At 67.6% G+C, this 25,076-nt stretch carries 25 protein-coding genes; 10 read left to right on the top strand and 15 right to left on the bottom strand.

Annotation, left to right across the window (positions count from 1 at the left end):
- Positions 1–68: 68 nt before the first annotated feature.
- Both J2S75_RS15770 and J2S75_RS15775 read right to left on the bottom strand, forming a co-directional pair.
- Positions 69–344 carry a hypothetical protein gene (locus tag J2S75_RS15770; RefSeq protein WP_244375160.1) on the bottom strand — a complete coding sequence of 92 codons (276 nt, stop codon included), beginning with the start codon at positions 342–344 and terminating at the stop codon, positions 69–71.
- A gap of 97 nt (positions 345–441) precedes the next feature.
- The gene (locus J2S75_RS15775; protein ID WP_307021067.1) at positions 442–1,380 is read right to left on the bottom strand and encodes a polyprenyl synthetase family protein; all 939 of its coding nucleotides are present in this window, start codon (positions 1,378–1,380) and stop codon (positions 442–444) included.
- 139 nt (positions 1,381–1,519) lie between these two features.
- On the opposite strand from J2S75_RS15775, the gene J2S75_RS15780 reads away from it, so the two are divergent.
- The 3 genes from J2S75_RS15780 to J2S75_RS15790 all read left to right on the top strand — a co-directional run bounded on the left by J2S75_RS15780 (position 1,520) and on the right by J2S75_RS15790 (position 3,948).
- Positions 1,520–2,188 carry a biosynthetic peptidoglycan transglycosylase gene (locus J2S75_RS15780; RefSeq protein WP_307021069.1) on the top strand — a complete coding sequence of 223 codons (669 nt, stop codon included), beginning with the start codon at positions 1,520–1,522 and terminating at the stop codon, positions 2,186–2,188.
- 147 nt (positions 2,189–2,335) lie between these two features.
- The gene (rpmF, locus tag J2S75_RS15785; protein ID WP_018387408.1) at positions 2,336–2,521 is read left to right on the top strand and encodes a 50S ribosomal protein L32; all 186 of its coding nucleotides are present in this window, start codon (positions 2,336–2,338) and stop codon (positions 2,519–2,521) included.
- A gap of 194 nt (positions 2,522–2,715) precedes the next feature.
- On the top strand, positions 2,716–3,948 hold the full coding sequence (locus tag J2S75_RS15790) for an alpha/beta hydrolase (RefSeq protein ID WP_307021077.1): 1,233 nt from the start codon (positions 2,716–2,718) through the stop codon (positions 3,946–3,948).
- A gap of 119 nt (positions 3,949–4,067) precedes the next feature.
- Here J2S75_RS15790 and phaR read toward each other — a convergent pair whose 3' ends face one another.
- Positions 4,068–4,664, bottom strand: coding sequence for a polyhydroxyalkanoate synthesis repressor PhaR (gene phaR / locus J2S75_RS15795; RefSeq protein ID WP_307021330.1), 597 nt, complete (start codon positions 4,662–4,664; stop codon positions 4,068–4,070).
- Positions 4,665–4,923: 259 nt separating this feature from the next.
- Between phaR and J2S75_RS15800 the strand changes: the two genes are divergently transcribed.
- Both J2S75_RS15800 and phbB read left to right on the top strand, forming a co-directional pair.
- Entirely contained in the window at positions 4,924–6,102 is a 1,179-nt protein-coding gene (locus tag J2S75_RS15800) for an acetyl-CoA C-acetyltransferase (RefSeq protein ID WP_307021079.1), read from the top strand.
- Positions 6,103–6,239: 137 nt separating this feature from the next.
- Positions 6,240–6,965 (top strand): acetoacetyl-CoA reductase, encoded by a 726-nt coding sequence (gene phbB, locus J2S75_RS15805; RefSeq protein ID WP_307021081.1) that lies wholly within the window; start codon positions 6,240–6,242, stop codon positions 6,963–6,965.
- A gap of 44 nt (positions 6,966–7,009) precedes the next feature.
- On the opposite strand, the gene J2S75_RS15810 is transcribed toward phbB, so the two are convergent.
- Positions 7,010–7,270 carry a PepSY domain-containing protein gene (locus tag J2S75_RS15810; RefSeq protein ID WP_307021083.1) on the bottom strand — a complete coding sequence of 87 codons (261 nt, stop codon included), beginning with the start codon at positions 7,268–7,270 and terminating at the stop codon, positions 7,010–7,012.
- Between the two features lie 157 nt (positions 7,271–7,427).
- On the opposite strand from J2S75_RS15810, the gene yddG reads away from it, so the two are divergent.
- The gene (gene yddG, locus J2S75_RS15815) at positions 7,428–8,327 is read left to right on the top strand and encodes an aromatic amino acid exporter YddG (RefSeq protein ID WP_307021085.1); all 900 of its coding nucleotides are present in this window, start codon (positions 7,428–7,430) and stop codon (positions 8,325–8,327) included.
- 7 nt (positions 8,328–8,334) lie between these two features.
- Here the strand turns inward: yddG and J2S75_RS15820 are convergent, their stop codons facing one another.
- The 5 genes from J2S75_RS15820 to thpR all read right to left on the bottom strand — a co-directional run bounded on the left by J2S75_RS15820 (position 8,335) and on the right by thpR (position 11,386).
- The gene (locus J2S75_RS15820; protein WP_307021087.1) at positions 8,335–8,775 is read right to left on the bottom strand and encodes a cupin domain-containing protein; all 441 of its coding nucleotides are present in this window, start codon (positions 8,773–8,775) and stop codon (positions 8,335–8,337) included.
- Between the two features lie 3 nt (positions 8,776–8,778).
- Positions 8,779–9,552: a hydroxyacylglutathione hydrolase gene (gene gloB, locus J2S75_RS15825; protein WP_307021088.1), complete on the bottom strand. Its 774-nt coding sequence runs from the start codon at positions 9,550–9,552 to the stop codon at positions 8,779–8,781.
- 79 nt (positions 9,553–9,631) lie between these two features.
- A complete protein-coding gene (locus J2S75_RS15830) occupies positions 9,632–10,150 on the bottom strand; it encodes an invasion associated locus B family protein (protein ID WP_307021090.1) in 519 nt (172 codons plus the stop codon).
- Positions 10,151–10,360: 210 nt separating this feature from the next.
- Entirely contained in the window at positions 10,361–10,774 is a 414-nt protein-coding gene (locus J2S75_RS15835) for a YkvA family protein (protein ID WP_307021092.1), read from the bottom strand.
- 78 nt (positions 10,775–10,852) lie between these two features.
- Complete coding sequence (gene thpR / locus J2S75_RS15840) at positions 10,853–11,386, bottom strand: RNA 2',3'-cyclic phosphodiesterase (RefSeq protein WP_244375172.1); 534 nt, start codon at positions 11,384–11,386, stop codon at positions 10,853–10,855.
- 153 nt (positions 11,387–11,539) lie between these two features.
- On the opposite strand from thpR, the gene J2S75_RS15845 reads away from it, so the two are divergent.
- Positions 11,540–12,373, top strand: a complete 834-nt coding sequence (locus tag J2S75_RS15845; RefSeq protein WP_307021094.1) for an MOSC domain-containing protein — start codon at positions 11,540–11,542, stop codon at positions 12,371–12,373.
- A gap of 77 nt (positions 12,374–12,450) precedes the next feature.
- On the opposite strand, the gene J2S75_RS15850 is transcribed toward J2S75_RS15845, so the two are convergent.
- The 5 genes from J2S75_RS15850 to J2S75_RS15870 form a co-directional block, all read right to left on the bottom strand.
- On the bottom strand, positions 12,451–13,560 hold the full coding sequence (locus J2S75_RS15850; RefSeq protein WP_307021096.1) for a DUF4167 domain-containing protein: 1,110 nt from the start codon (positions 13,558–13,560) through the stop codon (positions 12,451–12,453).
- Positions 13,561–14,148: 588 nt separating this feature from the next.
- Positions 14,149–15,000, bottom strand: a complete 852-nt coding sequence (prmC, locus tag J2S75_RS15855) for a peptide chain release factor N(5)-glutamine methyltransferase (RefSeq protein WP_307021098.1) — start codon at positions 14,998–15,000, stop codon at positions 14,149–14,151.
- Positions 14,997–16,094, bottom strand: coding sequence for a peptide chain release factor 1 (prfA, locus tag J2S75_RS15860; protein WP_307021100.1), 1,098 nt, complete (start codon positions 16,092–16,094; stop codon positions 14,997–14,999). Before prfA ends, prmC begins: the two co-directional genes overlap by 4 nt.
- A 10-nt stretch (positions 16,095–16,104) precedes the next feature.
- Positions 16,105–18,372, bottom strand: coding sequence for a phosphoenolpyruvate--protein phosphotransferase (ptsP, locus tag J2S75_RS15865; RefSeq protein WP_307021102.1), 2,268 nt, complete (start codon positions 18,370–18,372; stop codon positions 16,105–16,107).
- 81 nt (positions 18,373–18,453) lie between these two features.
- Positions 18,454–19,704 (bottom strand): aspartate kinase, encoded by a 1,251-nt coding sequence (locus J2S75_RS15870; RefSeq protein ID WP_307021104.1) that lies wholly within the window; start codon positions 19,702–19,704, stop codon positions 18,454–18,456.
- 158 nt (positions 19,705–19,862) lie between these two features.
- Here J2S75_RS15870 and ubiG point away from each other — a divergent pair, with 158 nt between their 5' ends.
- From ubiG to J2S75_RS15885, 3 genes are all read left to right on the top strand, one after another.
- Positions 19,863–20,612: a bifunctional 2-polyprenyl-6-hydroxyphenol methylase/3-demethylubiquinol 3-O-methyltransferase UbiG gene (gene ubiG, locus J2S75_RS15875; RefSeq protein ID WP_307021106.1), complete on the top strand. Its 750-nt coding sequence runs from the start codon at positions 19,863–19,865 to the stop codon at positions 20,610–20,612.
- A 209-nt stretch (positions 20,613–20,821) separates the two neighbouring features.
- Positions 20,822–23,440: an ATP-dependent chaperone ClpB gene (gene clpB / locus J2S75_RS15880; RefSeq protein WP_307021108.1), complete on the top strand. Its 2,619-nt coding sequence runs from the start codon at positions 20,822–20,824 to the stop codon at positions 23,438–23,440.
- Between the two features lie 81 nt (positions 23,441–23,521).
- Entirely contained in the window at positions 23,522–23,941 is a 420-nt protein-coding gene (locus J2S75_RS15885; protein WP_307021110.1) for a DUF2267 domain-containing protein, read from the top strand.
- Between the two features lie 75 nt (positions 23,942–24,016).
- On the opposite strand, the gene J2S75_RS15890 is transcribed toward J2S75_RS15885, so the two are convergent.
- Complete coding sequence (locus tag J2S75_RS15890; protein WP_307021111.1) at positions 24,017–24,907, bottom strand: UTP--glucose-1-phosphate uridylyltransferase; 891 nt, start codon at positions 24,905–24,907, stop codon at positions 24,017–24,019.
- Positions 24,908–25,076 lie beyond the last annotated feature (169 nt).

Genomic DNA, 25,076 nt, shown 5'->3' on the forward strand with positions numbered 1-25,076 from the left:
CCTATGAAAAAGCCCGGCGCGAGCCGGGCTTTGGTGTCGTCAGGCGAGGCGCCGAAAAACCAGGCGAATCAGTAGCCCGGCAGGTCGAAGCGGCTCGGCAGCGGCCAGCGAATGCCGGTGATGCCACCATCATTGCCATACTGCGGATACACCGACTGGGCGACATAGATGTAATTGAGGTCGCGCGCCGTGCCGGGCTTCACCACCGGACCGGGATCGAGATAGGAGCGCGGCGGCAGCTTGCGAATGATAATGCGGTTGCTGTCCTGCGCCTGGGCAGGGGCCGTGGCGACGACGGCGGAGCCGGCGACAAGAGCGGCAAGGGCGAACAGGGCGACACGCATCTCAACCTCCAGGAAACGGTCGCGTCGCGCGGCGCGGACGGTCTCGTTCGGTACAACATTGCCCGGAACTTATCGTTCCGTCGAGATGATGAAAGTCCTAATTGCGCCGATCGGCGATGAAATATGCCGCTTCCACGAGAAGTGTGGCCGCGCTGCCAAAGCCGGCAAGGGCCGCTTCCGCCTCGCTGACCAACCGCGCCAGTTCCGCCCGCGCCCCCTCGATGCCCAGCTTTCCGACCAATGTGGCCTTGCCGGCGGCGGCGTCCTTGCCCACGGCCTTCCCCACCAGCCCCGCTTCGCCCTCGACATCGAGCAGGTCGTCGGCGATCTGGAAGGCACGGCCGACGGCGCGGGCGTAGCGGTCCAGGCTGGCGCGCTCAGCGGGGCTCGCCCGCCCGAGCAGGGCGCCGGCCTCGCAGGCTTGGCGCAGCAGGGCACCGGTCTTCATCGCCTGCAACTCGATGATGGAATCGGCCGGCAGGTCGAGCGGAACGCCGTGCGCCGCGCCTTCCGCGAACCGGCCCTCGGCGGCGAGGTCGAGCATCTGCCCGCCGATCATGCCGGCCACTCCCGCCGCGCGGGCCAGGCTGGCGATGAGGGCGAGACGCACCGCCGGATCAGTCTCAGTCGCGTCATCCGCGAGGATCTCGAAGGCGAGGGTCAACAACCCGTCGCCCGCCAGAATCGCGGTGGCCTCGTCATAGGCGCGGTGAACGGTCGGCCGGCCGCGCCGCATATCGTCATTGTCCATGGCGGGCAGGTCGTCATGCACCAGCGAATAGCAGTGGATGCACTCCAGCGCCGCCGCTGCCGGCATCGCCGCATGCGAGGGGACACCGAACAGCGCGGCCGATTCGATCACCAGGAACGGGCGCAGCCTTTTACCGCCGGCCAGCGTCGCGTGCCGCATCGCCGCCGACAGACGCGCGCCCGGCGCTCCGCTGCGGGCGATGGCGCCGTCGATATAGGCCGCGACGGAATCGGCGGTGGCGGCGAGCGCAACGGCGAGGGCAGGGCGGTTTTCGGCAGCGGACATCGGACCGAGGGATCGTTCAAGAGGGTAATGCGTTGCGTGCCCGAGGCGGGCGGTGGGGTCAAGCGAGGCGATTGCCGCAGTCCCTCCCGGTCGACCGGCGGAAGCGGGGCGGCTACAGTGCCCGCGGCGGGGAGAACGCATGGGTCGGGTGTGGAGCTGGGTCTGGAAGATCGCACTCGTGGTGGTGGCGACCCCGCTCGTGCTTGGTCTTCTCTATAATATGGTCCCCGCGCCCTCCACGCTGATGCTCGGCCGCTGGGCCACCGGTCAGAGGGTGGAACGGGTGTGGCTACCCCTCGACGACATTTCGCCCACGCTCATCCGTTCCGTGCTGGCCTCGGAGGATGCGCGCTTCTGCTCCCATTCCGGCATCGACATGGTGGAACTGCAGGGGGTGATCGACGAATCGGACGGGCTCAACGCGCCGCGCGGGGCCTCCACCATCACCATGCAGCTCGCCAAGAACCTGTTCCTGTGGAACGGCCGCAGCGTCATCCGCAAGGGGCTGGAACTGCCGCTGGCCCTGTATCTCAATGCGGTGATGACCAAGCATCGCCAGCTGGAAATCTACCTCAACATCGCCGAATGGGGGCCGGATGGCGAGTTCGGCGTCGAGGCGGGCGCGCAACGGGCCTTCGGTCGCTCCGCCCGCGATCTCTCGGCGCGGCAGGCGGCGCTGCTCGCGGTCATGCTGCCCAATCCGCATAACCGCAACGCCGGCAAGCCGGGACGGGGGCTGAACCGGCTGGCGGGAAACCTGCAGGCGCGCATTCCGCGCGAGGGGCCGGAGCTGACCTCCTGCCTGTGAGACGCACCGCGCGGTAAGCGTGCGACAGAATTGCGTCAGCCCCTTTCGCTCGCGCCCATGAGTCTGTATAAGCCGCCACTCGAATTACGCACCATCCGGCGCGGCCCTTCCGACTGGGCGTGAGCCAGGCCGGGACAGGAGAAGACCATGGCAGTTCCGAAGAAGAAAACCAGCCCGTCGCGTCGCGGCATGCGCCGTTCCGCCGATGCCCTCGCCAAGCCGACCTATATCGAGGACAAGGATTCGGGCGAGCTGCGCCGTCCGCACCACCTGGACCTGAAGACCGGCATGTACAAGGGCCGTCAGGTGCTGAAGGTGAAGGCCGAGGCCTGATCGCCCCGGACCCGTGCCGATCTGTCTGAAGCCGGCCCTCGGGCCGGCTTTCGCGTGTCCGGCCGGCATTCGCCCCGCGTGGCGGTAACGATCCAGAAGCGTTGGTGCCGTATCCTTGTAGGGTCGCCACTGCTATCGTGCCGCCCGCACCCGTAAAGGTGTGATCGTCGGGCGCGTCGAACGGAGAGCCTGTTGTGTCGCGTAAGTCTAGTCGTGGATCGCGCAGTGGCTTCGCTTGGATCGTGGCGCTGGCGCTGGCGCTGATCGCGCCTGTTCTGGCCGGATGTGCCGGGCGCCCGGGGCCGGACGCGCTCTCCGTCATCACCGACGAGGATGTCAGCATCGGCACCCACACGCTGCTGGTGGCGTCGGCCCGTGCGCGCGACCCGCGGCCCGGCGTGTTCTACAATGGCGAACGCACCCCGGAACTGAGCTTCGCCAAGGTTCAGGTCAGCGTTCCGCCCACCCACAAGCCCGGCATGGTGGAAGCGCCGACACAGTCGCCGCCCAATCCCGCCACCGACATGGTGGTGCGCGAGGCGGTCTATCGCGAGACGCCGAAGCAATTCACCGCCGATCTCAAGAGCGAACTGGCGAAATACCCGGCCGGCAAGCGGCAGGCGGTGATCTTCGTCCATGGCTACAACACGCTGTTCTCCGAGGCGCTGTACCGGCTCACCCAGATGGCCGAGGATTCCAAGGCCACGGGCGTCCCGGTGCTGTTCACCTGGGCCTCGCGCGGCGAAATCGCCGATTATGTCTACGATAACAACAGTGCCACTGCGGCCCGCGACCGGCTGGAAGAGACGATCCGTCTCGTCTTCGACAGCGGCGCCGATCAGGTGAGCATCGTCGCGCATTCCATGGGCAATTGGGTGACGGTCGAGGCGCTGCGGCAGATCCAGATCTCCGGCAAGCGCCTGCCGGTGGAGAAGATCGGCAACATTGTGCTGGCCGCGCCTGATATCGACGTGGACGTGTTCAAGAGCCAGCTCAAGCGCTTCGGCAAGCCGCCCAAGCCCTTCATCGTCATCGTGTCGAGCGACGACAAGGCGCTGGCCTTCTCCAATTTCATCGCCGGCGACAAGCCCCGTCTCGGCGCCTACACCCAGGACACCGAACTGGTCGAACTGGGCGCCGTCGTCGTCGACATGTCCAAGGTGAAGTCGGTGGATGGATTCAATCACGCGAAATTCGCCCAGCTGGCGGAGATGGCGCCGGAACTGCGTGGAATGATCACGCGCGCCGCGCATGGCGAAGCGACGCCCCCGTCCAATGTCGAGGTGGCCGGCATCCGCTTCGTCGGGCTGGACCGTGTCCGCGCGGCGCAGGTGACCTCGGGGCTGCCCGTGGTTCAGGTGCCGGCGAATGGGGCGGTCACCGGCGATGCCGCAGTCGTTACGGCCAATTCCGTGGCGCAGCCCTGACCCCAGAGGCGCTGGCGCCGTATCTCGGCCCGCCACTGCCGGCCGGGCGCCAGACCTCGCGCGTGACGTGAGGCGGCGCCGGGCCGGCCGAGAGCCGGCTCGGCCGTTTCCCCGGTGGATCAGTCCTTCTTGCCGCCGTCGCCGAGCTTGTCGAGCCGCTTCTGCATATCTGCCACCTGGCGGCGCAGCTCGTCGAAATCGCCCGCCTGCGGAGCGGCAGGCGCTGCGGGCGCAGTGGGCGCCTCGTCGCGCCCGTTGGGCAAGAACATCTTGAAGGTGCGGTCAAACATTTCCATGTTGCGCCGCACCTGTTCTTCCAGCATGCCGAACCCGCCTATACCTCCCATGCCGCCAATGCCCAGCGTCTTGGTGAAGTGTTCCCGCAGGTTGTTCTGTTCCTTGCTGAAATTCTCGATCGACATGTCGAGATAGCGCGGCACCAGCATCTGCATGCTGTCGCCATAAAAGCGGATGATCTGGCGAAGGAAATTGATCGGCAGCAGGTTCTGGCCTTTGCCTTCCTGCTCGAAGATGATCTGGGTCAGTACGGAGTGAGTGATGTCATCGGAAGTCTTGGCGTCGTAGACGACGAAGTCTTCGCCGTTCTTGACCATCTGCGCGAGGTCTTCGAGCGTTACATAGGTGCTCGTGCCGGTATTGTAGAGGCGGCGGTTCGCGTATTTCTTGATGGTGACGGGTTCGGTGGATTTTGCCATTGTGATCCAGTCGCCTTGATCGTTTCCCATTGAAAACTCTAGGACGTTTCCCGCCGCCCGGCTACTGGAATTGTGGCGCCCCGCCGGCGCGCGCGAAGGTAGGGTGCAGCGCACGCCTGACCTGACGTCAAGAATATCCGCCTGCCATTGACATGGATCACAGGTGGCCACCACGATGCTGTCACACCTAAATAACAAGGTGAGGCGCCGGCTGGGAGGCCGAGCCCGCATCCAGGAACGGTACCGGAGGACGTCATTCATGAAAGACGGCATCGTCATTGTCGGCGCCGCGCGCACGGCGGTCGGCGCGTTCAACGGGGCGCTCTCGTCGCTGCCCGCCCATGAGCTGGGCAAGATCGCCATCGCGGCCGCACTGGAGCGTGCCGGCGTCGCACCGGGCGAGGTGAGCGAGACCATAATGGGCCAGATCCTCACCGCTGGTGCGGGCCAGAACCCGGCGCGCCAGGCGTCGGTGGCGGCTGGCATCCCGGTGGAAAGCCCGGCCTGGGGCGTCAATCAGCTCTGCGGCTCGGGTTTGCGCGCCGTCGCCCTCGGCTATCAGGCGATCCTCAATGGCGACAGCGACATCGTTGTCGCCGGCGGCCAGGAATCGATGAGCCAGGCGCCGCACTGCGCGCATCTGCGCAACGGCACCAAGATGGGCAGCCTTGAGATGGTGGACACCATGATCAAGGACGGCCTGTGGGACGCCTTCAACGGCTATCACATGGGCACGACAGCCGAGAACGTCGCCCGCCAGTGGCAGATCACCCGCGATGAGCAGGACAGCTTCGCCGTCCGTTCGCAGAACAAGGCTGAGGCGGCGCAGAAGGCGGGCCGGTTCAAGGACGAAATCGTCCCGGTGACCATTGCCTCGCGCAAGGGCGATATCGTCGTTGCCGATGACGAATACCCGCGTCACGGCGCTACCATCGAGGCGATGACCAAGCTGCGCCCCGCCTTCTCCAAGGACGGTACGGTCACCGCCGGCAACGCCTCCGGTATCAATGACGGCGCCGCCGCCGTGGTGCTGATGTCCGCCTCCCGGGCAGCCAGCGCGGGCAAGAAGCCGCTGGCGCGCATCGTCTCCTGGGCGCAGGCCGGCGTCGATCCCGCCATCATGGGTTCGGGCCCCATTCCCGCCTCCCGCCGCGCGCTGGAAAAGGCCGGCTGGAGCGCCGCCGATCTTGACCTGATCGAGGCCAATGAGGCTTTCGCGGCGCAGGCCTGCGCGGTGAACAAGGACCTGGGCTGGGATACCGACAAGGTGAACGTCAATGGCGGCGCCATCGCCATCGGCCACCCGATCGGCGCCTCGGGCGCCCGCATCCTCACCACGCTGCTCTACGAGATGGAGAAGCGCGACGCCAAGAAGGCGCTGGCCACGCTCTGCATCGGCGGCGGCATGGGCATCGCCATGTGCCTTCAGCGCGACTAGGCGGGAAGCGCGGCCGGTGTCGGCCGTGACCGAAGCCTGAACCGGCGGCAGGGCGGACGCACCGCCTTGCCGTCGACACAGATCGACAAACAGAAGTCGCAAGTTCCCTTGGAAAAGGGACGCCAGAGGGGGGAGACATGGCGCGAGTTGCATTGGTCACGGGTGGGACGCGCGGCATCGGCGCGGCTATCGGCAAGGCCCTCAAGGCGGCGGGCTATACGGTAGCGGCCAATTATGCCGGCAATGACGCGGCGGCGGCGGCCTTCTCAGCGGAAACCGGCATTGCGACCTTCAAATGGGACGTGTCGGACTTCGAAGCCTGCAAGGCGGGCATTGCCGAGGTGACGGAGAAGCTCGGCCCGGTCGAGGTGCTGGTGAACAATGCCGGCATCACCCGCGACGGCATGCTGCACAAGATGACGCCGGAGAACTGGCACGCGGTGCTCAACACCAATCTGACCTCGGTGTTCAATATGTGCCGCAACGTGATCGAGGAGATGCGCGAGCGCGGTTTCGGCCGCATCGTCAACATCTCCTCCATCAACGGCCAGAAGGGCCAGATGGGCCAGACCAACTATTCCGCCGCCAAGGCTGGCGAGATCGGCTTCACCAAGGCGCTGGCGCAGGAAGTCGCGCGCAAGGGCATCACCGTGAACGCCATCTGCCCCGGCTATATCGCAACCGAGATGGTGCTGGCGGTGCCGAAGGACGTGCTGGAGAAGAACATTCTGCCGCAGATTCCCGTCGGCCGGCTCGGTCAGGCGGAGGAAATCGCCCGCTGCGTGGTGTTCCTGGCCGCCGACGAGGCCGGCTTCATCACTGGCTCGACCCTCTCCGCTAATGGCGGCCAGCTGCTCAGTTGAGGCCGAGGCCGCCCGCTGCGAAGGCGGGCGGCGTGTGATGCCCCTTAGCGGGTCTCGGTCTTGAGCACCTTGCCGGTCGCCGGATCGATGTCGATCTCGATCTTGCGCTGGGAAGTGTTCATCCCTTCCACTTCCCACTTGCCGTCATCCAGTTCGATCTTGGTGACGTGCGCCACGCCACTGGCGCGGGCGATGCGCAGGGCCTCCTCGATACCGGTGGCCGGAGCCGGCGTCTGGGCAAAGGCCGGCACGGCGAAGAGCGCGGCAAGGGTGAGGGCCGGGACGAGGGCACGAGCTAAGATCATCAGGGGAACTCCTCCGAACAAGGGTGACGTGTGGGTAATCGGCTCTCGCGCCGCAGGTTCCCGTGCGCGGCGCGATTCCCGGTGGGCGGCAGGCCGAAAACGGCCCTTGGCGTGTGCGGCCGCACCGGTCATAAGGAGCACCCGCACAGGTGTTTCCATGCCCTCTTCCGCTTCCACTCCCGCCCGCTCCCTGTCCCGCCGGACGGCCACACTGATCGGCTTCAGCGCCATTCTCTTGTGGTCGACGCTCGCGCTGACGACCTCCTCCACGGGCGCGGTGCCGCCTTTCCTGCTCACCGCTCTCACCTTCGCCATTGGCGGGGCGGTGGGGCTGGTTACGGCGGTGGCGCGCGGCGTCGGGCTCGGCGTGCTGCGCCAGCCCTGGCCGGTGTGGCTGCACGGCGTGGGTGGCCTGTTCGGCTATCATTTCTTCTATTTCTCGGCGCTGAAGCTGGCCCCGCCGGCCGAGGCCGGCCTCATCGCCTATCTCTGGCCGCTGCTCATCGTGCTGATGTCCGCCTTCCTACCGGGGGAGGGGCTGCGGCCGGCGCATATTATCGGCGCGCTCATGGGGCTCGCCGGCACCGTGGTGCTGCTCGGCGCCCGGGCGGGCGGCTTCGGCTTCGCGCCGGAATATGTGCCGGGCTATCTCGCTGCCGCGCTGTGCGCGGTGATCTGGTCGGTCTATTCGGTCGCCTCGCGCCGCTTCGCCAGCGTGCCGACCGAAGTGGTGGCCGGTTTCTGCCTCGCCACCGCCGCGCTCTCGGCGCTCTGCCATGTGCTGTTCGAGCCATCCGTGTGGCCGGCGGGGGCAGGGGAGTGGCTGGCGGTGGCGGCGCTCGGCATCGGCCCGGTCGGCATCGCCTTCTATACCTGGGACATCGGCATGAAGCGCGGCGACATACGTCTGCTCGGCGTCATGTCCTATGCGGCGCCGGTGCTCTCCACCCTGCTACTGGTGCTGGCGGGCTTTGCCGCGCTGAGCTGGTCTCTGGGGCTCGCCTGCGCGCTCATCGTTGGCGGCGCGGCGGTGGCGACGCTGCCGGCGCGGCGCTGATCCCGTTTCAGCCCGGCGACCAGCCGGGCGCCGCCAGTTCGAAGCCGGCGAAATGGAAGCCGGGCGCCACGGTGCAGCCGACCAGCGTCCAGTCCCCGAGGCTGCGAGCGGATTGCCAGGCCGCGCGTGGGACGATGCGCTGCGGCTCCTCGCCCGCGTCGAGGCCCGGGCCGAGCCGATGCGGCACCACTGGCCCGGCATCGCCCGGCGCAATGGAGAGTTCCAGCGCCGCGCCGGCATGCCAGTGCCACACCTCCACCGCATCCACCCGGTGCCAGTGCGAGACTTCCCCTGCCGCCAGCAGAAAATAGATGGCGGTGGAGGCCGAGCGCCCGTCCGGCGTCAGGTGGGGATCGCGGAAGGTTTCACGGTAATGCCCGCCCTCCGGATGGGGGACGAGGCCGAGATGGGCGACGATGTCGGCGGCGGAAAGCCCGTTCGGCCGCATCACTCAGCCCCGGAAGCTGTTCTTCAGGCTGCGCAGCTCGGTGAACACCGCCCCCGGCTCGGCGCCGGGCAGGCCGATGCGGGCGGCGAGTTCGGGATCGTCTGCGCGCATGAAAGGATTGGTCGCCTTCTCCGCGCCGATGCTGGTCGGCAGGGTCGGCATGCTGGCGGCGCGTTGCGCCTCGATTTCCTTGAGCCGCGCGGCGATGGCGGCGTTGTCTGGGTCGACGCTCAACGCGAAACGGGCATTGGAAAGGGTGTATTCGTGCCCGCAATAGACCGCGATGTCGTCCGGCAAGGTGCGCAGCCGGGCGAGCGATTCCCACAATACCGGCGGATCGCATTCGAAGGGACGGCCGCAGCCCATGACGAACAACGTGTCGCCGGCGAACAGCAGGCGCTCCTCCTCGAACAGGAAGACGATGTGCCCCTTGGTATGGCCCGGCGTCTCCATCACCCGTCCAACCAGCCCGCCGACGGCGACGGGATCGCCATCGACCACAGCGAAGTCGAGGCCGGGAATGGTGTCGCGCTCGGCGCGCGGGCCGATCACCGTCGCACCGAAGCGCTCTTTCAGCGCCTCGACGCCGGCGATGTGATCGGTGTGGTGGTGGGTGACGAGAATATGGGTGAGCGTCCAGTCCTCGCGTTCCAGCACGGCCAGAACGGGCGCCACCTCCGGCACGTCGATGACGGCGGTGGCCTCGGTCACGGGGTCGCGCAGCAGCACCGCGTAATTGTCGGCGAGGCAGGGGATGAGCCGCAGTTCGGCAGGCATGATGACCTCGAAGATGGGCGCTCGGGGGATGGCGGGGCGCGAGGCCGCCGCCGGCACTCTAGCAGGCGCACATGGCGCGTCAGCGGCATTCCTGGGCGGCGCGGTCGATGGCCGCCGAGATGCCGCTGAGCGAATAGGTGTCGGTGGTGACATTGCCTCGCGCCGAAGTGCTCTTCACCACCACGTCCTTGCCCTTGCGCAGCGCATCCACCAACCGTGCTTCTTCCGCGACGTTCCGCACCCAGGCGCCGGTGCCGCGGGTGTAGAGGTCGAAACTGTTGGTGCCGATGGTCAAGGTGGCGTCGGTGCCTTCCTTCAGCGCAAAGCCCATGACCACGCTGACCTCGCCCTTTACATTCTCGGCGGTGCGGGTGGAGATGAAGAAATAGGCGGGATCGCGCTTCAGCCCCGCCGGCATGCGGGTCTTGGGCTGGGAGAGCGCGTAGCAGATCTTGCCGCTGCCGCTGGTGTCGAGATAGACCCCCCAATCCCCGGACTGGGTGACGAGCTTTGGCGCACCCTGGGCACTAGCGCCGCCGATGCCGATCAATGCCATCGCCAGGCCGGCGAGTGCGGCGCGCACGGTGCGTCGTGCCATGGTCTGCATCCTCCGTATCCTAAAGGCCGCCAGCGGCGGCTCCGCGTGATTCTCCGTCTCAGCGGCTCAGGGATATCCGCGCCGTTGGCGGCTGTGAACCCTTGGAACCCCGATCGGACGGCTTTGCTGATCAATTGGCGAAAGGGCGGCGGCGAATTGATGGCAGAAGCGGCGCTCGCGGCAAAGATCGGCGCCGGTCGCGGCGCGCCCTCAACGGGCGCGCAGCCGCGCCAGCGCGCTCTTGGCCGCCGCGCGGTGATCGGCGCCGATATGGCTGGCGAGCAGATTGAGCGCCGTCGCCAGCACCGCCGCGTCGTCGGTGAAGCCGAGGCCGACAAACACATCCGGCACCGCATCGGTGGGTAGCAGGAAATAGGCGAGCGCGCCGAACAGCAGCGCCCGCACCCGCGTCGGCGTCTGAGTGTCCAGCGCGCAGTAATAGGCGGCGGCCGCGTCCTCGGCGAAGGGAATGCGCGCGAGCGCCCCCGCCAGCTTCGGCCAGAAGCCGGCGCGCACCCGAGCCTCGTCCGCCGCGCTGGCGCCGGCAAGTCCCTCGCCCTCTGTGCCGAGGGGATCGGCATCGAGAAAGTCGGCGTCAAGGGCAGGGTCGGATCTCTGGATCATCGTGTTCTCCGGGCGACCAAGGGCAGGCCGGTCACCAAAACATGGTTGCCGGCTTTGCCGTTCGCAACGGGCGTGCCCTCACATCAGCGGATAGGCGGCTTCCACGCGATAGGGCCCGCCCCCGACCGAATCGCGCGAGGAATAGAGCACGAAGCGCGAGACCTCGAAGGTGCTGCTGCGGAAATAGCCGCGCAAGGCGAGATAGTCCGCTACTTGCCGGGGCGCGGCGTCGCGTAGCCGGGCGAGGGTGACATGCGGGCGGAAATTGCGCCCTTCCGGCGGCAGGCCGATGCGCTTCATCGCCCGCTCATGCTCGGCCTGAAGCTCGTTCAGCGCCGGGTTGGCCTGCACGCCGGCGAAGATCGAGTGCGGCTTGTGATTGCCGAACTGGTCGACGCCCGACAAAGTGAGATCGAAGCCGAAGCGTTCGATCTCATCCAGCGCGGCAGCGGCGTCGCGGGCGACCACATGGTCGACATCGCCGATGAAGCGCAGCGTGACGTGGTAATATTCCGGGCTGATCCAGCGGGCGCCGGGAAGACCGCCGCGCAGCATGGACAGATGTTCGGCGATGTCGGCCGGAATTTCGAGGGCGGTGAAGAGCCGCGGCATGACCCCCTCCTGGTGGTTTCGGCAGGGAACCCGCCAGCTATTGAGACGGATTCGTAACCCGAGGAAAAGCTAAAATTGCGACAGGCAAAACACGGGCCGGCGGAGTCTCCCGGTCGCGGCTGACGTGGGCGCCCGGAGCCGATATGGTGAGGCATGATGAGCGAATCGACCGACGACGCCGACCTTTTCACCGCGGCTGACGAGGCGCCGAAGTCTCTCAGCTTCGCCAGCATTCAGTCGCTCTACCGTTACCCCGTGAAAGGGCTGACGCCAGAGCGTCTCGATCTGGTCGAGCTTGAGGCGGGCCGGTACTTTCCCGGCGACCGGCTTTACGCCATCGAGAACGGCCCCTCCGGCTTCATCCCGGAAGCGCCGGCCTTCCAGCCCAAGATCAAGTTCCTGATGCTCATGCGCAATGAGCGGCTCGCGGCGCTTGAGGCGCGCTATGACGACGCGGCGGCGGAACTGGTCATCCGCCTCGACGGCGACGAGGTGGCGCGCGGCCGGCTCGACACGGCGGAAGGGCGCGAGGCGATCGAGGCGTTCTTCCAGCGCTATTCGCGCTACGAGTTGCGCGGCGCGCCGCGCGTGCTGGCGGCACCGCCGGCCTTTCGCTTCGTCGACACTACCGAGGGCTATGTGTCGCTGATCAATCTGGCGAGCTGCCGGGCGCTGGGCGAGATCATCGGCCGGCCGGTGGATCCGCTGCGCTTCCGCGGCAATCTCTATCTCGACGGCATGGAGCCGTGGGAGGAGTTCGACCTTGTCGGCCACACCATCGAGGTCGGCAGCCAGGTGCGGCTCAAGATCACGCAGCGTATTTTCCGCTGTGCGGCCACCAATGTCGACCCGGCGACGGCCAAGCGCGACATGGATGTGCCGGGGACGCTGATGCGGACCTTCGGCCATACGGATTGCGGCATCTTCGCGGAGATCGAGCAGGGTGGGCTCATCGCCGAGGGCGATTCCGTCCGCATCACCGTCTGAACGTCCCGGGGCCGCAAAAGCGGGCTCCCGCAACGAAAAAGGCCCGGCACGCGCCGGGCCTTTTCATTTGGGTCAACTCACTCCGCCACTTCCGCCGGGGCGGTATCGGTGCCTTCGCCCTCACCCTCCGCATCGGCGCGGCGATAACGGCGGCGGCGTGTGCGCGGCGCACGGGCCTCGCCATCCTCGGCCGGTGCTTCCTCGGGCGCTGGCACGGCGGCCGCCTTGGCGGCACGGCTGCGGCCGGGCGCCTTCGGGGCCGGTGCCGCAGGAGCGGCCGCTTCTGCGGGCGCAGGCTCGGCCGCCGGCTGAGACGCGGGCACGGCGGCCGGGATCGCGGCTTCGGGGGCCTTGGTCTCCGTTGCTTCCGCCGGCGCCTCGTTCCGGCGCGGGGCGGCCGGGGTCACCGGGGCGGCGCCGCCACTCTGGGTGATGAAGGCCGGCAGGCCGATCTCGGCTTCCACATCCGGTCCAAGGCGCGGCTGCGGCTGCTGGGCGGGATCGCGATAGCCGCCCTCGCCACCCTCGCGGGGCGCGCGGTTGTCGCGGTAGGGACGGTTGTCGCGCGACCAGCGGCCCTCGCGGCCCTCATTGCGCTCCGGACGGTCGCCCCGGTCACGATCTTGCCCGCGCTCGGCGTGGCGGTCCTGGTTCCGATCCTGGCCGCGGTCCTGATTGCGATCCTGGTTCCGGTCCTGATAGCGGTCGGTACCGCGCTCGCGATTGTCGCGGCGATTGTCGCGGTCACGTGGGAAATCGCGCTGGCCGTCCCGCGGGCCGCTGTCGCGGTGCCCGTTCTCGCGGTAGCCGTTCTCGCGCGGCGCCTGCGGCTCCCGAACCTGATACGCCTGCGGCGCCTCCGCACCGCCCTCGTCCATCTCGTCGTCGAAATCGTCGTCGTCGTTGCGCTGATAGGGCTGACCCTGCACCCCGAACTGCGCCTGAGCGGCGGCGATGATGCGGTAATAGTGCTCGGCGTGCTGCAGATAGTTCTCGGCGGCCACGTGATCGCCGGAGGCCTGCGCGTCGCGGGCGAGCTGCTGGTACTTCTCGACGACATGCTGGGCCGTGCCGCGCACCTTCACGTCCGGGCCGTTCGACTCATAAACGCGGGTAAGCGGATTCTGGCTGCGCCGATTGCCGTTGTTGCGGCCGCGCGTACGCTTCTGCTGATTGTTATTTCGCATCGAGCTGGTCTCTGGTGCCCCACAAAGCCGGACGGCAGTGCCGTTCGGTGCCACACGGGCGGGTCAATCACACGGTGTCCGCTGTGCCGTTGTTCGGCCTCAACCATTGTCACGGCACGGCGGCAAATCTCGCCGTCAGCCGGGGAAAAGCTGCCGCAGCCCGGGACCCCAGCGGGGCTCCAGTCACGCCGCAGGTCGACCTCGACCATCGGGCTTCTTCCATGGGAGCGCATCTCGACGATGCTTCGTCGCCGGCCACGCCGACGACGCTCCGTCCGAACCGCATTTCTCCGGCCCGGACCCGGCGCGCGCACGGATGCGCTGCGGCCGACCCCATGTTTCATCGCGTAACCGAAGCCACGCCGATAAACTCTTGGAGCGTTCGCCCCTTAATGAAACAGGTCGCATTCAGGCTTTTCACAAAGCGCTGAACGCCACTGCCAGCGACGAGCACAGCTACCCGAACGAATGAGCGGCCGGCGTTCCAATCACCAAAAGGCAGTTGATGTCTCAGGACGATTCCTGCGATAGACACTAATCGGTTCGGTATCGTGTTCCAAGCCCTTTTTTGTGGCGCTTCATGCGCGATCAAGCCTTTCGGGCGATCATCGCGCGGGCGATTCCGGCGAGATCGGCGCGCGCCGGGTCCTCGACGCCGAGGCCGGCGGCGGTCAGCAGCCCTGCCACCTGCCGCTCCTGCCCGATGCCCAGTTCCAGCACCGCGTAGCCGCCCGCAACCAGTAGGCGGGGCAGCGCGAGCGCGAGGGCGCGGTAGGCATCGAGCCCCTGCGGCCCTCCGTCGAGCGCGAGAAGCGGGTCGTGCGTCCGAACCTCCCGTTGCAGCGCCGGAATATCGGTGCCGGGAATGTATGGCGGATTGGAGACCACGAGATCGAAGCCGCCGATGAGCGCCTCGCCCCAGTGCCCCACCAGCACCGCCGCGCGCGTGGCAAATCCAAGCGCCGCAAGGTTTGCGCGCGCCTGCCGGGCGGCGCCCGGCGCGAGGTCGACGCCCACGCCGAAAGCGGCGGGATACTCGCTCAGAAGCGCCGCGAGCAGGGCGCCGCTGCCGGTGCCAAGATCGAGCAGGCGGAGCGGGGCGGAGCGGTCGGGAAACAGCGACAGCGCTGCCTCCACCAGCGTTTCCGTCTCCGGGCGCGGTACCAGCGTTTCGGGGCTGAGGGCGAAGTCGAGGCTCCAGAACTCACGCCGACCGGTCAGCCGGGCCAGCGGTTCGCCCTGGGCACGGCGTTCCGCGAGAGCGCGAAGGCGGGTCGCATCGTCTTCCGCCACTTCCTGTTCGCCCCGTGTCACGAGGTCGAGATCGGTGAGGCCGAGGCAGCCCCGCAGCAGGGCGCGGGCCTCGCGCTCGGGCGCCTCCATCCCGCTTTCGGTAAAGGCTGCGGCAAAGGCGCGCAGAAGGGCGGTGCGCGTGGTCACCGCTCGCCCCAGCCGGCGCTTTCGGCTTCCGCCAGCAACGCGGCCTGATATTCCGTCGTCAGCGCATCGACCAGCTCGCCCAGGGCGTCGCCGGCGAGGATTTCCGGCAGCTTGTGGAGGGTGAGGCCGATGCGGTGATCGGTGACGCGACCCTGCGGGAAATTATAGGTGCGGATACGCTCGGAGCGGTCTCCGGAGCCGACCTGCACCTTGCGCTCGCTGGCGCGGGCGCTGTCGCGCTTCTCGCGCTCGGCTTCGTAGATCTTCGCCCGCAGCATGCCCATGGCGCGCGCCTTGTTCTTGTGCTGCGAGCGTTCATCCTGCACCGCGACGACGGTGCCGGTGGGAATGTGGGTGATGCGCACCGCGCTTTCGGTCTTGTTGACGTGCTGGCCGCCGGCACCGGAGGCGCGGAACACGTCGATGCGCAGGTCGGATTCGTTGATTTCGATATCGACATCCTCCACCTCCGGCAGCACCGCGACGGTGGCGGCGGAGGTGTGGATGCGGCCCGAGGCCTCGGTGTCCGGTACGCGCTGCACGCGGTGGACGCCCGATTCGAACTTCAGCCTGGCATAGGCGCCGGAGCCGTGCAGGCCGGCGACGATTTCCTTGAAGCCGCCGGCCGTACCCTCGGTCATCGACAGCACCTCGACCGACCAGCCATTGAGGCCGGCGAAGCGCTCATACATGCGAAAAAGGTCGCCGGCGAACAGCGCCGCCTCATCGCCGCCGGTCCCGGCGCGCACTTCGAGGATGACGCCGCGCTCGTCCATCGCGTCCTTGGGCAGCAGAGCGAGCCGCACCGCGTGGGAGAGGGTCTCGACCTCCTCCTCCAGCGTCTCCGCCTCTTCCTGCGCCATTGCCGCCATCTCGCGATCGCCCGCCGCCTCAGTGGCAAGGCTACGCGCCTCGGTAAGCTGACGCTCGGCGCGGCGCAGTGCCTTCACGCTCTCGACCAGCGGCGAGAGGTCGGCGAATTCGCGCGAGAGGCGCACATAGGTCTCCGCCTCCGGGCTGGCGGAGAGGGCGTGCTCGATCTCGGCATGGCGCGCGAGGAGCTGGTCGAGGCGGGCATCGGGCAGGGCGGTCACGCGGCGGCACTCACAGCGGCAGGCCGGCCTTCTCGGCGAAGGCGGCGAGCTGCGGGCGCAGCGACGCCACCTCGCCGCGCGTGCCGAGCAGCGGTTCGACAAAAGCGGAAGCGGCGGGCAGGTCGAGTTCGAGCAGCATCGCCTTCACAGGGCCATAGGAGGCCGGGGAAACGGACAGTTTGCGGTAGCCGATGGCGGCAAGGGCCAGCGCTTCCAGCGGGCGCGAGGCCAATTCGCCGCAAAGCGTGACCGGCTTGCCGTATTCCGCCGCCTTGTCGATGATCAGCTTGAGCGCCCGCAATGCGGAGGGTGCAAGCGGGTCGAAGCGGTCGGCGACGCGGGCATTGCCGCGATCGGCGGCATAGAGGAACTGCACGAGGTCGTTGGAGCCGACCGAGGCGAAGTCCACCCGGCTGAACAGCTGGTCGAGCTGGAACAGCAGCGCAGGCACTTCCAGCATCACCCCGACCAGCACCCGCTCGGGCAGGCCGTGGCCGTGCCGGCGCAGATGGGTGAGCTCGCGCTCGACGATGTGGTGGGCGCGGTCATATTCCTCCACCGCCGACACCATGGGGAAGATGAGACGCAGCTCGCGCCCGGTGGCGGCGCGCAGCAGGGCGCGGATCTGGCTGCGCAGCAGGCCGGGCCGGTCGAGGCCGAGGCGGATCGCCCGCCAACCCAGCGCCGGGTTTTCTTCCTCGATCGCCCGCATATAGGGCAGCACCTTGTCGCCGCCGATGTCGAGGGTGCGGAACACCACGGGCCGTTCTCCCGCCGCGTCCAGCACCGAGCGGTAGAGCTTCAGCTGCTCATTGGTGCGCGGGAAGGCAGAGGCGATCATGAACTGCAGTTCGGTGCGGAACAGGCCGATGCCGGTGGCGCCGGTCTCCGCGATATGTGGCAGGTCGACCAGCAGGCCGGCATTGAGGTGCAGCTCAATCGGCGTGCCGTCCTTGGTGACGGTCGGCACGTCGCGCAGGGCGGCGTAGCGCTCCAGCCGCTTGGCGCGGAACCGCACCTTGTCGACATAGGCGTTCTCGACATCGGCGGGCGGGCGGATATGCACCTCGCCCGAGACGCCGTCGACGATCACCGCGTCGCCGGCATCGACCTGGCCGACGACGTTTTCCATATGGCCGACGGCGGCGATGCCGAGCGCCCGCGCCACGATGGTGAGGTGGCTGGTCGCCGCGCCTTCTTCCAGCACCAGGCCGCGAATGCGCGTGCGGTCATAGTCGAGCAGCGCCGCCGGGCTCATATTGCGGGCGACGATGACGGCATTGTCCGGCAGCTTGCTGTGCTCGGAACCCGCCGCGCGGCCGGTGAGCTGGCGCAGCAGCCGATTGGCGAGATCGTCGAGATCGTGCATCCGCTCGCGCAGATAGGGGTCGGTCATGCGCAGCATGCGGGCGCGGGTGTCGGACTGCACGCGCTCCACCGCGCCCTCGGCGGTGAGGCCGGTCATCACCGCCTCGCGCATGCGGCCGATCCAGCCGCGATCATGGGCGAACATGCGGTAGGCTTCGAGAATTTCGCGGTGCTCGCCGACGCGGGCGACGCCCTCATCCTCCAGCATGATGTCGATGGAGGCGCGCAGCGTCTCGACCGCGCCGTCGAGCCGCTTCAATTCGCCGGGCAGGTCGTCGGCGATGACCTTGGTGACCTCGATGCGCGGCTCGTGCAGCACCACATGGCCGAGGCCGATGCCTTCCGAAAGCGCGAGTCCCTTGAGGTGGAGCGGACGACGCGCCGCCGGCTCGGCGCCGGGCAGCGCCATGGCGGTGAGCTCGCCCGAGGCGATGATCTCGGCCAGCACCATGGCCGTGGTCTGCAGCGCCTCAATCTCCTCCTCGGTATAGGAGCGGTGGGCGCGGTTCTGCACCACCAGCACGCCGAGCGTGTTGCCGGCGCGCAGGATGGGTACGCCGAGGAAGGAGTGGTAGATTTCTTCGCCCGTTTCCGGACGGTAGGAGAAGGCCGGGTGCGCCTGGGCGTTGGAGAGGCTGATCGGCTCGGCCTCGCGCGCCACCGTGCCAACGAGGCCCTCGTCGATCCGCATCACCGTGAGATGCACGGCGGTGCGGTTGAGGCCTTCGGTGGCGTAGAGTTCGAGCGTGCCGTCGACGCGCAGCACATAGACCGAGCACACCTCGGCCACCATGTTGGCCGCGATCAGTACCACGATCTTGTCGAGGCGGTCCTGCGCGCTCACCGGCTCCGCCATGACCTCGCGGAGACGCCTCAAAAGCACGCGCGGGCCGCCGAGCGCGCCACGCATTGGCCGTCCTCGGTTTCCGGGAGCCGCTATCCCGGAGCGTCACTCAACACGGCGCGACTCGCGCCGCGCCGTTGCCTGACTTCAGGCGTCTAGCCCGTATACCGAATGCAGCGTTCGCACGGCAAGCTCGGTATAGGCGGCGTCGATCAGCACCGAGATCTTGATCTCGGAGGTGGAGATGGCGCGGATGTTGATTCCGCGCTCGGAAAGCGCCTTGAAGGCCCGTGCCGCGACGCCCGCATGGCTACGCATGCCGATGCCGATGATCGAGACCTTCACCACGTCGGTGGCGCCCTCGATGCTCTGGAAGCCGATCTGGTCGCGCACCACGGCAAGGGCCGCCTTGGCGCGTTCGAAATCGGTGCTCGGCACGGTGAAGGTGATGTCGGTGAAGCCCTCGGCCGAGATATTCTGGACGATCATGTCGACATTGATGTTCGCTTCCGCGAGCGGCACGAACACATTGGCCGCGATGCCGGGCTGGTCCGGCACATGGCGAATGCTGACCTGGGCTTCGTCCCGGGCGAAGGCGATGCCGGTGACGACTTCACTCTCCACGATTTCCTCCTCGTCGCAAATCAGGGTGCCGGGCGGGTCGCCGGCGGTCTTGAGTTCCGGAGCGTCCGGATCGGTGAAGCTGGAACGCACGAAGGTGCGCACCTTGTGTACCATGGCGAGCTCGACCGAGCGCACCTGAAGCACCTTGGCGCCGAGCGACGCCATTTCCAGCATTTCCTCGAAGGCCACCTTCTCCAGCCGCCGCGCCTTCGGCACAATGCGCGGATCGGTGGTGTAGACGCCGTCGACATCTGTGTAGATATCGCAGCGGTCGGCCTTGATGCCGGCCGCGACCGCCACAGCGCTGGTGTCCGAGCCGCCGCGCCCGAGTGTGGTGAGGCGCCCGGTCGGCAGGTGGATGCCCTGGAAGCCGGCGATGACAGCGACTTCGCCCTGGGCGAAGCGGTTGATGATCTCCTCGCCGTTCACGTCGAGGATGCGGGCGGCGCCATGGGCGTCGTCGGTCGAGATGGGCAGTTGCCAGCCGAGCCAGGAGCGGGCCGGAATGCCCATGTCCTGCAGCACGATGGCCAGCAGGCCAGAGGTCACCTGTTCGCCCGAGGCGACGATGGCGTCATATTCGCGCGCGTCGTGCAGCACGGCGGCCTCGCGGCACCAGGCGACCAGCTCATTGGTCTTGCCGGACATGGCCGAGACGACGACGGCGACCTGATGGCCGGCCTCCACTTCCCGTTTGACGTGCCGCGCAACGATGCGAATGCGCTCAATGTTGGCGACCGAGGTGCCGCCGAACTTCATCACCAGACGTGCCATGCGGGAAACCGTACCGTGTTCTTCTGTGGGGCCGGGCGGGAGAATGTGAGCTCCCGGCCCAAAAGGCGCGTATACATATCCACCTCGCGCCGCGCCCGCAACGGCGCCGCGCGAGCTTGGAATCCCTCTCGGCACCGCCGGGCGAAGATGAGGCGTCGATGACCGCAACCGCCACCACCGTCGATCCCCGTGAAGTCGAGCGCTTCGCCGCGCTCGCCGCCGAATGGTGGAATCCGCGCGGCAAGATGCGGGTTCTGCACAAGTTCAACCCGGTGCGGCTCGCCTATCTGCGCGAGACGCTCACCGCTCATTTCGGCCGCGATCCCCGTGCCATCCGCCCGCTGGAAGGGCTGCGCCTGCTCGATATCGGCTGCGGTGGCGGCCTGCTGAGCGAGCCGCTGGCGCGCATGGGCGCGGATGTCACCGGCATCGATCCCGCCGAGCGCAATGTGCGGATCGCCGCGCTGCATGCGGAGGAAAGCGGCGTTCCCGTCGATTACCGCGCCACCACGGCCGAGGCGCTGGCCGATGACGGCGAGCGATTCGACGTTGTCATGGCGATGGAGGTGGTGGAGCATGTCGCCGATGTCGACCTGTTCCTCGCCCGCGCCGCTGAAATGGTGAAGCCGGGCGGTCTCCTGGTCGCGGCGACGCTGAACCGGACCAAGCGCGCCTTCGCCCTCGCCATTGTCGGCGCCGAATATGTGCTCGGCTGGCTGCCGCGCGGCACCCATGACTGGCAGCGCTTCGTCACGCCGGAGGAACTGCAGGCGGCGCTGGAAGCGGGCGGCCTGCGGGTGATCGAGCGCGAGGGCGTTGTGTTCAACCCGCTGGCGGATGAGTGGCGGCGCTCGGGCGATCTTTCCGTCAACTACATGATGGTGGCCGAGCGCCCCGCCGCGTCCTAGGGCTGGCAGCGGCTCGGGCGACCGCGGCCTGAGCAAAATCCGCGTTTGATCCGGCGCAACGCCCTTCCGTTGCCGTTTCGCCACACTACATGAGGACCGACGGATTGCCGCAACGGGGTCCGTTACGGCGGCCGGGATACGGGCGCCGTCGTCCCGAGTGACCGTTCGCGCCTCTGGAGGGCGGACGGGGGGCCAGGAGGCAACGCGAAATGAACTTCGAAATCTATACCGAGCGCGCGCGCGGATTCGTCCAGTCCGCCCAGTCGCTTGCCCTGCGTGAGGGCAACCAGCAATTCACCCCCGAGCACCTGCTGAAAGTGCTGCTCGACGATCCGGAGGGCCTGTGCGCCGGGCTGATCACCCGCACCGGTGGCGATCCCCGCATCGTGCTCGCCGACACTGAAGCGGCGCTGAACAAGCTGCCCAAGGTGCAGGGCTCCGGCGCGGGGCAGGTCTATCTCGCGCCCGCCATGGCGCGCGTCTTCGAGGCTGCCGAGCAGGCGGCGAAGAAGGCCGGCGACGGCTACGTCACCGTCGAGCGGCTGCTGCTCGCCCTCGCGCTTGAGAAGGACAGCGAGGCGGGCAAGATCCTCGCCAAGGCCGGCGCCACGCCGCAGAAGATCAACACCGCCATCGAAGCGCTGCGCAAGGGCCGCACGGCTGACAGCGCCACGGCGGAGAACGCCTATGACGCGCTGAAGAAATATGCCCGCGACCTCACCGAGGCGGCGCGCGAAGGCAAGCTCGATCCGGTGATCGGCCGCGATGAGGAAATCCGTCGCACCATCCAGGTTCTGTCCCGCCGCACCAAGAACAACCCGGTGCTGATCGGCGAGCCCGGCGTCGGCAAGACGGCGATCGTCGAGGGGCTCGCCCTGCGCATCGTCGATGGCGACGTGCCGGAGAGCCTGAAGGACAAGCAGCTGCTGGCGCTCGACATGGGCTCGCTGATCGCCGGCGCGAAATATCGCGGCGAGTTCGAGGAGCGGCTGAAGAGCGTGCTCTCCGAGGTCGAGGCGGCCGAAGGCGGCATCATCCTGTTCATCGACGAGATGCACACGCTGGTCGGCGCCGGCAAGACCGACGGCGCGATGGACGCGTCGAACCTGCTGAAGCCGGCGCTGGCGCGCGGCGAGCTGCACTGCGTCGGCGCCACCACGCTCGACGAATACCGCAAGCATGTGGAGAAGGACGCGGCGCTGGCCCGTCGCTTCCAGCCCGTCTTCGTCTCCGAGCCGACGGTGGAGGACACGGTGTCCATCCTGCGCGGCATCAAGGAGAAGTACGAGCTGCACCACGGCGTGCGCATCACCGATTCCGCCCTGGTGGCGGCGGCGACGCTGTCCAACCGCTACATCACCGACCGTTTCCTGCCCGACAAGGCGATCGACCTCGTCGACGAGGCGGCCTCGCGCCTGCGCATGCAGGTCGATTCCAAGCCCGAGGAGCTGGACAATATCGACCGCGAGATCGTGCGCCTGCGCATCGAGCAGGAGGCGCTGAAGAAGGAGAGCGACGCCGCTTCCAAGGACCGGCTGAAGAAGCTGGAGAAGGAGCTCGCCAATCTGGAGGAGCAATCCGCCTCCATCACCTCGCGCTGGAAGGCGGAGAAGGAGAAGCTCGGCGACGCGCAGAAGATCAAGAGCGATCTTGAGAAGGCCCGTGCCGACCTCGCCATCGCCCAACGCTCGGGCGAGTACCAGAAGGCGGGCGAGCTGGCCTATGGCACGATCCCGGCGCTGGAGAAGAAGCTCGCCGCCATCGAAGCCAAGGATACCGCTGCCGAGGTGAAGGCCGGCGCGATGGTGGAAGAGGCGGTGACGCCCGACCACATCGCCGGCGTCGTCTCGCGCTGGACCGGCGTTCCCGTCGACAAGATGCTGGAGGGCGAGAAGGAGAAGCTGCTGCGCATGGAGGACATGCTCTCCAAGCGCGTGGTCGGACAGAAGGAGGCGGTGGAAGCCGTCTCCACCGCGGTGCGGCGCGCCCGCGCCGGGCTGCAGGACCCGCACCGGCCGATCGGCTCCTTCATCTTCCTCGGCCCCACTGGCGTGGGCAAGACCGAGCTGACCAAGGCGCTGGCGTCGTTCCTGTTCGACGACGACACCGCGCTCGTGCGCCTCGACATGTCGGAATACATGGAGAAGCACTCGGTCGCCCGGCTCATCGGCGCGCCTCCCGGCTATGTCGGCTATGAGGAAGGCGGCGCGCTCACCGAGGCGGTGCGGCGCCGGCCCTATCAGGTCGTGCTGTTCGACGAGATCGAGAAGGCGCATCCGGACGTGTTCAACGTCCTCCTGCAGGTGCTCGACGACGGGCGGCTGACGGACGGACAGGGCCGCACGGTCGACTTCCGCAACACGCTGATCATCATGACCTCGAATCTCGGGGCCGAATATCTGGTGAACCAGCCCGACGGACAGGACAGCGAGGCGGTGCGTGAGGAGGTTATGGGCGTGGTGCGCGCGCATTTCCGCCCGGAATTCCTCAACCGTGTCGACGAGATCGTCCTGTTCCACCGGCTGCGCCGGGAGCAGATGGGCGCCATCGTCGATATCCAGGCCAAGCGGCTGGAGAAGCTGTTGGAAGAGCGCAAGATCGCGCTGGAGATCACCCCCGAGGCGCGGGACTTCCTCGCCGACAAGGGCTATGATCCGGCCTATGGCGCGCGCCCGCTCAAGCGCGTCATGCAGAAGCTACTGCAGGACCCGCTGGCCGGCCGCATCCTTGCCGGCACGGTGAAGGATGGCGATGTCGTCCGGGTCGAGCGCGGGGCGAATGAGCTTCTGTTCGACACCCGCCCGCGCAATGTGGACGAAGCGGCCTGACGGCCTCCACACGCCCCACCATCCTGTAAAAGACCGAAGGGCCCTCTCGCGGGGCCCTTCGTGCAGGGGCGGAGGAATGCAATGCCGATACCGATGGAGCTGCAGCACGCATCCGACGATTTCGAGCGCTTCCTTGCCGATGCCCGCGACGGATCGGGCCTCGCCACTCGCAACCAGACCTACACCATGGTCGAGGGCGTGCTGCGCACCTTCCGCCGCCGGCTGGCGGTGCAGCAGGCGCTCGACTTCGCCGATGCGCTGCCGCCCATCCTGCGTGCCATCTTCGTCTCCCGTTGGGATGTCTCGGAGCCGGTGCTGCCCTTCGCCGACCGGGCGACGCTGACACGGGAGGCGCAGGGGTTGCGCCAACACCACAATTTCGCGCCCGACAATTGTCTGGCCGACGTCGCCTGCGCGCTGCGCCGTCATGTCGACGCCGTGGCCTTCGACCGGGTGCTGGCGACGCTGCCGGAAGGCGCGGCGGACTATTGGCGCGCCTGACCGATCCCGCCGATCAAGCAAAAGGGCGCCGCGCGGCGCCCTTTTTCATCAGATGGCAGCAGCAGGACCGGGGGCTCAACCCCGTCCCAAGAGCGCGTCGAGCTCGGGACGGAAGGAGCCGGAGATTTCCGGATTGTCCAGCGCATAGGCGACATTGGCCATCAGGAAGCCGAGCTTCGAGCCGCAATCATAGATCGCGCCGTCAAAGGTGACGCTGTAGAAATCCTGTGTCTGGGCCAGCTTCAACATAGAATCGGTGAGCTGGATCTCGTTGCCGGCGCCGCGCTCTTGGGTGGCGAGCAGGTCGAAGATTTCCGGCTGCAGTATATAGCGGCCTGAAATGGCGAGGTTGGAGGGAGCGTCGTGCTTCTTCGGCTTTTCGACCATGCGGGCGATCTTGTGGACGCCGTCGGCCATCTCCTCGCCGAGGCCGACAATGCCGTATTGGTCGGTCTGCTCGGGCGGCACCTCATAGACCGCGATGTGGTTGCCGCCGCCGGTGCGCTTGTAGGCTTCCGCCATCTGGCCGAGGCAGCCCTTGCCGTTGGTCGGCTTGTGCAGCATGTCCGGCAGCAGCAGCGCGAAGGGCTCGTTGCCGATGATGTCGCGGGCGCACCATACCGCATGGCCGAGGCCGAGCGGCAATTGCTGCCGGGTGAAGCTGGTGGCGCCAGGACCCATGGTCTCCTCGCGCAGCAGTTCCAGCATTTTCAGCTTGCCGCGCTCCTGCAGCGTGTCTTCCAGCTCGTACTGGCGGTCGAAATGGTCTTCGATCACGCCCTTGTTGCGGCCGGTGACGAAGACGATGTGCTCGATGCCGGCGGCGCGCGCCTCGTCCACCACATGCTGCACGACGGGACGATCCACCACGGTGAGCATTTCCTTCGGCACCGCCTTGGTGGCGGGAAGAAAGCGCGTGCCGAGGCCGGCGACGGGGAGGATCGCTTTGCGAATAGGTTTTACCATCGGGGGAATATGCCGCTCTTGATGACGCAGGTTCAGGCAGACGGGCGAACTCGTAGCGCAATGAACTTAACGCTTCGCTCCTGTTAATGCACCGGCGGGTTAACGCGGAGGTGGCGGAATGGGTTCCAGGGGCAGTCACTTCCGCGAAACAAGGGGATGCCGCAACGGA

The sequence above is a fragment of the Ancylobacter polymorphus genome, assembly GCF_030813495.1.
Taxonomy (GTDB): Bacteria; Pseudomonadota; Alphaproteobacteria; order Rhizobiales; family Xanthobacteraceae; genus Ancylobacter; species Ancylobacter polymorphus.